The sequence below is a fragment of the Saliniramus sp. genome, assembly GCF_035311605.1.
Lineage (GTDB): Bacteria > Pseudomonadota > Alphaproteobacteria > Rhizobiales > Beijerinckiaceae > Saliniramus.
Genome location: NZ_DATGCW010000252.1, coordinates 1 through 10,651, shown reverse-complemented (window position 1 = coordinate 10,651; position 10,651 = coordinate 1). Strand labels below are relative to the sequence as shown.

The following is a 10,651-nucleotide window of genomic DNA, read 5'->3' as shown; positions in this document are numbered from 1 at the left end:
TGTTCTCAGCGCGCATTGCGCCGAATTTCCGGTATTCTGCCACCGGTCATGCCGCCTGTGGCAGCCGCAATGCGGCGGATACGTGTGTCTTCGTTCAGATTCGACCCAGCAATTCCTGCGCGGCCGCCTGCGGATCCTGCGTGGTGTTCAGCGAAGCGACGAACCGGCCCTGATCGTCCATGATGTAGACGAGCGCAGTATGGTCCATGGTGTAGTCACCGTCATCGAGCGGAACCCGGCGCTTGTAGGCCCGGAAGCTGCGCACCACCGCGTCGATCTCCTCATTCGTCCCGGTCAGCCCGATGATGCGGTCGTCGAAACTCTGGACATAGAGGCGCATGCTTTCGGGCGTATCGCGCTCGGGATCGACGGTGATGAACAAGGCATTCAGTTCGCGGCCCTCCTCGGCGGTGGCGCGCAGCACTTCCGAGATCTCGAACAGCTTGGTCGGGCAGACATCCGGGCAATGCGTGAATCCGAAGAAGAGCAGATGCGGCTCGCCGAGGAAATCGTCCTGCGTCACCCGGTTGCCGTCATGATCGGTCAGCGTGAACGGCCCGCCGACATCCGAGGTCGCCACTTCGCGCCCGCCGGGTGTCAGCGTCATGACGGCGACCACGCCGAGTGAAACAAGCCCGAACAGAAAGGCGACCAGCGGGATGGCGATGCGGCGGGCACGTTCGGACATGATCTTCCTCGATGATGGTGGCGAGTTGCTGAAAATGGCGACCTGCGGACCGGACGGCGCATCCGCAGCCCACCCGGCCCGCAATGCCTGTCTGCACCGGCTGCGTTCGCATCGCAATACGGCAAAATCCCGGCAGACGGCATGCGACCCCGGGTCGCCATCCGCCCCGGATGGGTCGCGCGGGTCCCCGGCAGTGTCTGCAGGCGATGACAGCAGGGCGGCTTGGTGGTATCGACATCGAACCATGAGTGAAGCCCGGCCCATCAGGCGCAGATTGCGCGCCCGCAAAGACCCTGTGGATCCTGCTGATAACGAATCGGCGCAGTGCCCGGCGCATGCCGAGGGTCGTGTCCGGCAGGCGCTGGCCGGTCGCCCCATTGTTCTCGTCGGTCTGATGGGCGCCGGCAAGAGCACGGTCGGGCGCCGGCTCGCGGCGCGCCTGGGCATGGTTTTTCGTGATGCCGACAACGAAATCGAGGCGGCTGCCGGGATGTCGATACCCGACATCTTCGCCGACTACGGCGAAGCGCATTTCCGCGACGGCGAGCGCCGGGTGATCGAAAGGCTGCTGCACGAGGAGAGAATGGTGCTCGCCACCGGTGGCGGGGCCTATATGGATGAAACGACCCGCGCGCGCATTCGCGCACATGCCGTTTCGGTCTGGCTGCGGGCCGATCTGGAAACGCTGATGCGCCGGGTCCGCAAGCGTTCCAACCGTCCGCTTCTGCAGAATGCCGATCCGGAAGGCGTCATGCGTCGGCTGATGGATGCACGATATCCGGTCTATGCGGAGGCGGATGTGGTTGTGGAATCCCGCGAAGGGCCGCATGAGAAGGTGGTCGAGGCCATCATCGCCGCACTCGACGCGCATCTCGCGGAATCGGGCGCGGATCATGGCGATGAAGAGTACGGATCAGGAGATGGGCAGGACGATGGGTGAGGCGGGGCAGAGGCACCGGATCGTGCAGGTTGCACTGGGCGATCGCAGCTACGAGATCGTCATCGGCAGGGAGTTGCTTGCGGGATCCGGGGCGCGCATTGCGGACCTGGGCGCGCGCGCGGCGGCGATCATCACCGATGAGCACGTCGGCGATCTGCATGCACCTGCCCTCGCCGCCATGCTGGCGGAGGCCGGCTTGCGGGTGACGACCATCAGCGTCAGCCCCGGTGAAGCTTCGAAAGCCTTCGCGACGCTGGAGCATGTCTGCGGCGCCATTCTCGATGCGCGCATCGAGCGCGGGGATCTCGTGATCGCGCTCGGCGGCGGTGTGGTGGGTGATCTCGCCGGATTCGCCGCCGCGATCGTGCGGCGCGGCATCCGCTTCGTTCAGGTGCCGACGAGCCTGCTCGCCCAGGTCGATTCCTCCGTCGGCGGCAAGACCGGGATCAACGCGCCTCAGGGCAAGAATCTGATCGGCGCCTTCCACCAGCCGAGCCTGGTGCTCGCCGATACCGGCCTGCTGGATACGTTGCCCCTGCGCGAAATCCGTGCCGGTTATGCCGAGACGGTCAAATACGGCCTGATCAGTGATCCCGACTTCTTTGCCTGGTGCGAGGCCAACTGGCCGGGGATATATGGTGGCGGGCCCGAGCGCGAGCACGCCGTGGAAGTCGCCTGCCGGGCCAAGGCGGCGATCGTGGCGCGCGACGAACGCGAGACCGGCGAGCGGGCGCTGCTCAATCTCGGCCATACTTTCGGCCATGCCCTGGAGCGCGTGACGGGTTACGATTCCGCCCGTTTGATTCATGGCGAGGCCGTGGCTCTGGGCATGGCGCAGGCCTTCCGCTTCTCGGTTGCGCAGGGGCTGTGCAGCGGGCAGGATGCGGGCCGTGTCGAGGCGCATCTGCGCGAGGCGGGTCTGCCGACGCGGCTTGCCGATATTGCGGGCCCCGTCGGCAGCGCCGATGATCTGCTCGGCGCCATGGCGCAGGACAAAAAGGTGGTCGGCGGGGCTCTCACCTTCATTCTGAGCCGGGGCATCGGTGAGAGTTTCATCGCGAAAGGTGTGCCGGCGCAGGATGTGCACGCCTTTCTCGCACAGGAATTGACCGGCTCGAGCGGAGCATGATGTGATGGATCTGTCGGTCTGGATTTCCCTTGTCGCCGTACTGTTCTGTTTTGCGATCTCCGGCTTCTTCTCTGGCAGCGAGACGGCGCTGACGGCCTCGTCGCGGGCGCGGATGCTGGCGCTGGAACGCAGCGGCGACAGGCGTGCGGGTATCGTCAATCGGATGCTCGCGGCACGCGAGCGGCTGATCGGCGGCATCCTGATCGGCAACAATGTGGTCAATACCCTGGCCGCTTCGCTGACGACCGGTGTGCTGCTGACCCTGTTCGGCGAGGTCGGCATCATCTATGCGACGCTCGCGGTTTCCGCCTTCGTGATCATCTTCTCGGAAATCCTGCCGAAGACCGTGGCGATCAATTCGCCGGACAAGGTGGCTTTGTTCGTGGCGCGTCCGATTTCCGTGATCGTGCGGCTGTTCGGCCCGCTCACCATGGCGATCGAGTATTTCATCCGCTGGCTGCTGCGGCGCTTCGGGCTCGATCTCGGCTCGATGAGCAACGTGCTCTCGGCGACCGAAGAGCTGCGCGGCCAGGTCGATCTGCTGCACAAGGAGGGTGGCGTCGCCAAGACCGAGCGCGACATGCTCGGCGGGCTGCTCGATCTGCATGAATTGTCGGTGGCCGACGTCATGGTCCACCGCACCAAGATGCGCACAATCAACGCCGATCTTTCCGCCGCCGAGATCGTGCGCGAGGTTCTGGCCTCGCCTTATACGCGCATGCCGCTATGGCGCGACAAGCACGAGAACATCGTCGGCATCCTGCATGCCAAGGATCTGCTGCGCGCGCTCGATTCGGTGGGCGGCGACGCCGAGAAGCTGAAGATCGCGCAGATTTCCTACGAGCCGTGGTTCGTGCCCGACATGACCAGCCTGCGCGACCAGCTGCGCGCCTTCCTCTCCAAGAAGACCCACTTCGCCCTCGTCGTCGACGAATACGGCGAGGTGGAGGGGCTGGTGACACTGGAGGACATTCTCGAGGAGATTGTCGGCGACATCAAGGACGAGCACGATCTCTCGGTGCAGGGCGTGCGCGTCCAGCCGGACGGCTCCGTGCATGCGGAGGGCTCGGTGCCGATCCGCGATCTCAACCGGGTGATGGACTGGAACCTGCCCGACGAGGAGGCCACCACCATTGCCGGCCTCGTCATCCACGAGGCCCAGCTCATCCCCGATGCCGGCCAGGCCTTCACCTTCCACGGCTTCCGCTTCCAGGTCCTGCGCAAGGCCCGCAACCGCATCACCTCGCTGCGCATCACCCCGCTCGCGGCGCTCGCGCCAAGGGAATAGGGCCGGGGTGTCCGATCGAAGGGCTGCGTCCGTCCGACGCAATGGCGTTCTAGTTCCGCATGGCAATGGCCTCATCCCATCGAAAGCCGACGCCGCCACCTTGCCATACGCCCTCGCCAACCGGATTCGGGCCGTCGATATTGACGTGCTGGGGCAAGCCGAAGCCCGGCGCGAGGTCCTGCACGCCCTTCACGGTGCTGCGATGCATGATGCGCAGTCCCTGTTGCTCAGCGGGCATGTGTGCTTCGGGGGCTGCACGATGCGCGACGGCAAGATTGTCGATGAAGACGCAATCGTTCTCGTGGTACTCGTAGGCCATGGCATATCCGTTCGTCAGCCCGGCATTCAGGATGTCGTTGTATTCGTGGCAGAGCTGTTTCAGCTCATCGGCATGCAGCAGGCGAAACGCGTCGCTGTCGGGCAGCTTTTCGATGACGGCGCCCGTCATCCCGAGATGCAGCCACAGGCACTGCTGCCCGGAAACCGGGTGCACATGTACCAGCGGATGCACCACACCCGAGGCTGAGTTCACTGAGGACAAACGGCTCCAGCGCTCCTGCCGATCCTGCGCAAGCGCCGCGAAGGCGAGGCCCTGATGCGCGAAATGCGTGCCGCCGCCGTTCTCGGCGGGGCGAATGATATGATAGCCGGAATGCGAAAAAGTCGCGGGCAGGAAGCTGCCGTCATTGTGCCATTGCGGCCCGACATCGGGAATGCCGTGGCGCTCATCGTTGGACAGGCGAAAGATATGTCGGTTGCCGCCGGGCGTCTCGGGGTGAACGCCATGCGTGCTGTGCAATTCCCGACCGCCCCAGAGACAGCTCGCGCGCAGGAAATCCTCATGATCGAGCCGCGTCTCGTTCTTGAAGACAAGAAAGCCGCGATGCGCCATCTCGCGTTCCAGCATGGCGACGATTTCGACCGGTATCGCGTCTGTGGATTTCAGATCGATGCCGGAGACTTGCGCGCCGATCGGTTCAAGAGCCGTGATCTTGCCGCCGAACCGCGCGATGAGGGCGGCATGCGATGGATCGATCGCCGGCAATCTGGATGAAGGCGTGTTCATGTCGGACCTCCTTGCGTTTCCTCAAAGGTAAGAAGGACTGCCGGGTCGCGAAAGTGGTGGGCGACGATTCGGCCCGAAAGTGCCGTGCAGCGACGGTCCGGTTGCGAGCACAGAGCTCGCCCCGGAAGGGGCCGGGCGCTGGGCCGATCGACGGGTTCAGCCTCCGCGCCATGCGCATTTCGCTCCCCCATCGACGGGCCACCGAAGCCTTTCCGGAAGGTGGGAAGCGAGCAGTTCGAAACGGACGTTGAAGCCGCGACGCGTCTATGCGATTCGCATCGAGGGACCGTGTCGCGTGCGCGGTCTGCTGCCCAGATCAGGACCGTCGGCGCCCGCAATCGCGCGGCGGACAAGGCCGAGGAGGCTTCATGCAGATTCCAGTGCTCCCCTTCACCGTCACCGACTGGAGCGCCGTGCCCGTCACCGAACATGCCGGCGAGACCGGAACGGCATTCTGGCGGACTTTCAATGTCGGCGATCTCAGAATCCGGCTGGTCGATTACAGTCCAGGCTACCTTGCTGACCACTGGTGTGACCGCGGCCACGTGCTCTTCGTTCTGGAGGGCGAGCTCGACACGGAGTTGAAGGATGGACGAACCTACAGGCTGACGCCGGGCATGAGCTATCAGGTCTCCGATTTCGGCGATGCGCCCCATCGCTCTTCGACCACGACCGGCGCCAGGCTCTTCATCGTGGACTAGGGTATGGCCCGATCGGTCAACCTCTGATTCTGCTGCCGCCGAGCAATTGGGCATTCAGAAGGCGGCGGCCGAAGTCGAACGCAGCCGCGAACCGGTTCCGGGGCGCGATAACGGCAAACGGCCGGGGTCGCTTGTCGGGGGCGGTTGCGGCGCAAACTCGATCGCATCCGAAACGTCTCTTCCGCAGGAAGTGGCAGGTTCACCAAGGTCAGGCTTCAAAAAAGCCGTTGGCATTCCCCGGCATCACGGCCAAGATGCCGCCCCGGCGCTTCGGCGTCGCGACAACGCACAAGAATTTCCGGGAGGAACACAATGAAATCGATCCGCATGGCGCTGCTGGGCGCTGTCGCAACCGTCTTTGCCGTGGGCGCGGCGGATGTCCAGGCGCAGGAGCGCATCACGCTGAAGTCGGCATCCTCGACATCGTCCTACTATGTGATGATGGTGCAACTCGCCGAATTGCTGCGCGAGACGGGTGAATTCTCGCCGACGGTTGAGGAAAGCCAGGGCTCTGTCCAGAACGTGATGGAATCGCGGGTCCGGGAGGGCAACTTCCTGTTCACCACGCCGCCGAGCCTGCTGCGCGCCGCCGCCGCCGGGACGGGACCGTTCGAGGACCAGGCCTTCGAGACCGCGCGCACGCTCTTCGTGATGCCCTATGTCACTTTGCAGATCGTCGCGCGGGCCGATAGCGGCATCGAGACCGTCTCCGATCTCGCCGGCAAGACCGTCGTGCCCGGCGGTACCGGCACCTTCTGTGAAGGCCGCACCCGCGCCGTGCTTGATGCACTCGGTCTGACGGACGAGATCGATACCGCCGATATCGAATTGTCGGCTGCGGCCAATGCCATGCGCAATCAGCGCATCGATGCCTATTCCACCTGCTCGGCGCATCCGGTTCCCGGCCTCGTCGAACTGGCCACGACCACGGATGTTAAGATCATCTCCTTCTCCGAGGAGGAGCGTGAGCAGATCCTGGCGCTTGATGCGAGCTCGGGCCCGATCACCATCGCCGCCGGCACCTATAACGGCCAGGACGAGGATGTGCATACCGTGGGTGTGCCCGTGGGCGCCTATGGGACGGAAGGCATGTCTGACGACGCTGCCTACGCCATCGTCAAGACCTTCTGGGAGAACAAGGACCGGCTCGCCGGTGACCAGCCCTGGTGGGACGGGGTGAACGAATCTCTGGTCCAGTATCTGTGGGCCGAGGTGCATCCCGGCGCCGCACGCTATTATGAGGAAATCGGCGTGACCATGCCGAGCCGCGACTGATCCGGCTGCCTCGCGGGCGCGCCATCCCCGTGCATTCGTCACGGGCGCGCCCGCGACCATCCCATCCTCCAACCGCGATTACCCTTCATGTCCGAAAAGACGCTCATGTTCGCCGAGGAGCGCGGCATCCCGGCGGATTCGCCGCTCGCCGGCTCGCTCGCAGTCGTTTCGCTGCGCAGCTGGGTGATTCTGGCGCTGGCGCTGACCAGTGTCGGCTTCCACCTCTATCTCGTCTTTTCCGGACTCATTCCCGCGCTGGTGACCCGTCCGGTCCACCTGATCCTGGCGCTGCCCTGGATCTTCCTGATCGCGCCGGCGAATAATCGTTTCGAGCGCTGGTCCGGCCCGGTCTTCGTCGCGCTGGGGCTGTTCTGCGCCGGCTATATCGTGTGGAACCACGCCACGCTGACGCGGCAATACGGCTCGCTGTTCACGCCGGTGCAGTTCTTCGTCGCTATCGGGCTGATCCTCGTGGTGCTGGAAATGGCGCGCCGGGCGATCAAATGGGTGCTGCCGCTGGTGGCCCTCATGGTGCTGCTCTACGGCTATTTCGGTGAATACATCCCCGGCCATTTCGGCCATTCCGGCCTGCCGGACGCCTATTTCTTCGGGACCCTGATCATCACCGAGGGCGGGCTCTGGTCCAGCCTGACGGGGATCTCGGCGGAGACGATCGCCCCCTTCATCATTCTCGGCGCGCTGATTTCCGCCGGCACGGCCGGGACCGGCTTCATGTCGCTGGCGACGCAGATCGCCGGGCGCTTGCGCGCCGGCGCGGCGAAGATCGCCGTGGTCTCCTCCGCGCTCTACGGCTCGATCTCCGGCGTGGCGGCGGCCAATACCGCATCGACGGGCATGGTCACCATCCCCGCCATGATACGGCTCGGCTATCCGCGCACGCTTGCCGGAGCGACCGAGGCGGTGGCCTCCACGGGCGGGCAGATCATGCCGCCCCTGATGGGGGCTGGCATCTTCGTGATGGCGGAATTGCTGCGCATTCCCTATGTGGAGATCATGGTGGCGGCGACGCTGCCGGCCTTGCTTTTCTTCGCCACGGCGTGGGTCGCCATCCATCAATACGCGATCAGGTACGACCTCAAGGGTCTGCGCCGGGACGAATTGCCCGGCTGGCTCTTCGTCTCGCGGACGGTGCCTTTCTTCCTCGCTCCGTTTCTCATCCTGGTCTACGTTCTCGCCTTCACCTCCTATACCGCGCCCTATGCCGCCTTCTATGCGGCGGCGGTGATGTTCCTGCTGCTCGCCATCGATTCGACCGGCGCCTTCCGGCTGCGGCGCTGGGCGGCGCGGATCTGGTCGGCGAGTGAGGATGCGGCGGCGCAGGTGGCCAATATCGCCGCGATCATCATCTGCGCCTCGCTGATCGTGGGCGTGTTCAACATGACCGGGCTGGGCATCAAGATCACCGCGCTGATCCTGTCGGCTTCAGGCGACTCCCTGTGGGTCGCGCTGATCCTCACCGGGTTCGCGGCCCTCGTGCTCGGCATGGAACTGCCCACCACGGCTGCCTATCTGATCTGCGTCTCCGTCGCGGGTCCGGCCCTTGTGGAACTTGGTCTGCCCGAACTCTATGCCCATCTGTTCGTCTTCTGGTACGCGCTCCTGTGCACGATCACGCCGCCGGTCTGCGGCAATGTCTTCATCGCCGCGGGCATCGCGCGCGCGCCTTGGTTCGCGACCGCCCTGCGCTCGATGTCGGTAGGGCTCGGCCTGTTCATCGTGCCGATGGCCTTCGTCGCCAATCCGTCCCTGCTGCAACTGGCCGATGCGCCCGCCCTGGCCATACTGGCGCTGGTCAAGATCCTCGCAGGGCTGACGCTGATCAGCGCCGGTGTGGTCGGGACGCTCAAGGGCTGGCCCTTGCGGATCGCGGCGCTGGCCGCTGGCTTCGGTGTGATCTTTGCGCTGGGCATATGACCGTGCAGGTTTCGCCTGTGCTCGCGCAGGCATGCTCCGGGCTTTGACGGGTGATCGGATTGACTCCGGCGCGCAACGGGCAACACACTGTGTGCCGGTTCTTCTCTGGAGCAAGCCATGAAAACGCATCTGGTCGGATTGATCGTTTTAGCGATCGCCGTGCTCCTGACAGGGCCGGGAACACTCCTTGCGCAAGAGTCGCGCAGGGTGGTCACCACGCAGGATGCCGATTATTACGGCTTCGATCTGCGCACGGAGCGTGATGTCAGCCTCGCCCAGTGTGAAATCGCCTGCATTCGGGATGAAGGCTGCCGCGCGTTTACCTACAACACACGCGCGCAATGGTGTTTCCTGAAATCCGATTGGGGGCCCCTCAACCCGTTCGCCGGCGCCGTCGCCGGGCGCATCATCGACACTTCCGGTGATCCCGATATCGGTTCAGCGCCGGAACCGGCATTCCTGCCGTCCGGGCTGCGTGACGAGGCGCAGCAATATCGCGGCGCGATCCGCTCCACCACACCTGAACCGGCGCAGGGCGGCGCCGCCCTGACTGCACGGGCGAACGCCTTGCGGGCTCAAGGCGACGCCCGGGGCGCCGTTGACGTTTTTCGGCAGGCACTGAGCCTCGCCCCCGGGGATGTCGACCTCTGGCGTGGCCTGGCGCAGTCGCTGCTCGCGGTCGAGCCGCAGAACTGGCGTGAGCGCAGTGATCTGCCGCGCGATGCCTCGTCATCGGCGATCAACGGCTATCTCGTCACCCGAACCACCGGGGATCGCGCTGCGGCCTTGCATGTGCTGGCGCGCGCGCTGGCGCGGCGTGATCTCTACCGCCCGGCCATGGAGGCCTATGATGCCAGCCTGGCGCTGGTCGATTCTGCGGGGGTGCGCGCGGAGCAGGCTGCGTTGCGCGCGCGGCGCGGTTTTCGCGTCCTTGATCATACCGTCGATACCGAGGCTGCGGAGCCGCGCATCTGCGTGCAGCTCTCCGAAGATCTGCCACGATCCGGGGTCGACTTCGCCTCCTTCGTCAGGCTCGATGGTGCACCCGCGCCGGCAGTGGATGCCTCGGAGCAGCAGATCTGTGTGGAAGGTCTGCAGCATGGCCGCCAATACCGGCTGACCTTGCGCGAGGGCCTGCCCTCGACGAGCGGAGAGGCGCTTCTCGACGATGTAACGCTCTCGGTCTATGTCCGCGACCGCACGCCGGCGCTGCGATTCTCCGGTGAGAGTTTCGTCCTGCCTTCCGGTATGCGACGCGGCATTCCGCTCGTCAGTGTGAATACGGACAGTGCCCGGATCAGCCTGTTCCGGATCGGCGATCGCGCCCTCGCGCGGACCATGGCCGGATCGCGGTTCCTGCGGCGGCTCGGAGAATGGGACGTCGAAAACATCACCGACCAGCTGGGTGAGCCCGTCTGGGAAGGGGTGCTGGATATTGTCGGCACGCTCAACCGTGAAGTGATCACCTCTTTCCCGGTTGATGAGGCACTGCCCGAGCGCGAGCCGGGCGTCTACGTTCTCGTGGCGGTGCCCGAGAACGATGCCCCGGAGCCGTGGGAGGCGCGCGCGACGCAATGGTTCGTCGTGTCGGATATCGGCCTGTCGAGCTTCGCCGGCGCAGACGGGCTT

Annotated in this window: 9 protein-coding genes; 7 read left to right on the top strand and 2 right to left on the bottom strand. The window is 65.0% G+C overall.

Annotated elements, in window-relative coordinates; translation table 11 throughout:
• Positions 1-94: 94 nt before the first annotated feature.
• The gene (locus tag VKP01_RS11380) at positions 95-688 is read right to left on the bottom strand and encodes an SCO family protein (RefSeq protein WP_324412366.1); all 594 of its coding nucleotides are present in this window, start codon (positions 686-688) and stop codon (positions 95-97) included.
• A gap of 295 nt (positions 689-983) precedes the next feature.
• Between VKP01_RS11380 and VKP01_RS11375 the strand changes: the two genes are divergently transcribed.
• The 3 genes from VKP01_RS11375 to VKP01_RS11365 are packed head-to-tail and all read left to right on the top strand — an operon-like array spanning position 984 to position 4,045.
• Positions 984-1,628: a shikimate kinase gene (locus tag VKP01_RS11375; protein WP_324412364.1), complete on the top strand. Its 645-nt coding sequence runs from the start codon at positions 984-986 to the stop codon at positions 1,626-1,628.
• A complete protein-coding gene (aroB, locus tag VKP01_RS11370) occupies positions 1,588-2,757 on the top strand; it encodes a 3-dehydroquinate synthase (protein WP_414706570.1) in 1,170 nt (389 codons plus the stop codon). The genes VKP01_RS11375 and aroB overlap by 41 nt, the downstream gene beginning before the upstream one ends.
• 4 nt (positions 2,758-2,761) lie before the next feature.
• Positions 2,762-4,045, top strand: a complete 1,284-nt coding sequence (locus VKP01_RS11365) for an HlyC/CorC family transporter (protein ID WP_324412362.1) — start codon at positions 2,762-2,764, stop codon at positions 4,043-4,045.
• Between the two features lie 49 nt (positions 4,046-4,094).
• Here VKP01_RS11365 and VKP01_RS11360 read toward each other — a convergent pair whose 3' ends face one another.
• Entirely contained in the window at positions 4,095-5,111 is a 1,017-nt protein-coding gene (locus VKP01_RS11360) for a TauD/TfdA family dioxygenase (protein WP_324412360.1), read from the bottom strand.
• A 368-nt stretch (positions 5,112-5,479) separates the two neighbouring features.
• Between VKP01_RS11360 and VKP01_RS11355 the strand changes: the two genes are divergently transcribed.
• The 4 genes from VKP01_RS11355 to VKP01_RS11340 form a co-directional block, all read left to right on the top strand.
• A complete protein-coding gene (locus VKP01_RS11355; RefSeq protein WP_324412358.1) occupies positions 5,480-5,812 on the top strand; it encodes a DHCW motif cupin fold protein in 333 nt (110 codons plus the stop codon).
• 312 nt (positions 5,813-6,124) lie between these two features.
• Positions 6,125-7,087 (top strand): TAXI family TRAP transporter solute-binding subunit, encoded by a 963-nt coding sequence (locus tag VKP01_RS11350; protein WP_324412356.1) that lies wholly within the window; start codon positions 6,125-6,127, stop codon positions 7,085-7,087.
• An 87-nt stretch (positions 7,088-7,174) separates the two neighbouring features.
• Positions 7,175-9,022, top strand: a complete 1,848-nt coding sequence (locus VKP01_RS11345; RefSeq protein WP_324412355.1) for a TRAP transporter fused permease subunit — start codon at positions 7,175-7,177, stop codon at positions 9,020-9,022.
• A gap of 117 nt (positions 9,023-9,139) precedes the next feature.
• Positions 9,140-10,651: tetratricopeptide repeat protein (locus tag VKP01_RS11340; protein ID WP_324412353.1), on the top strand; the 1,512-nt coding region annotated here is incomplete at its 3' end.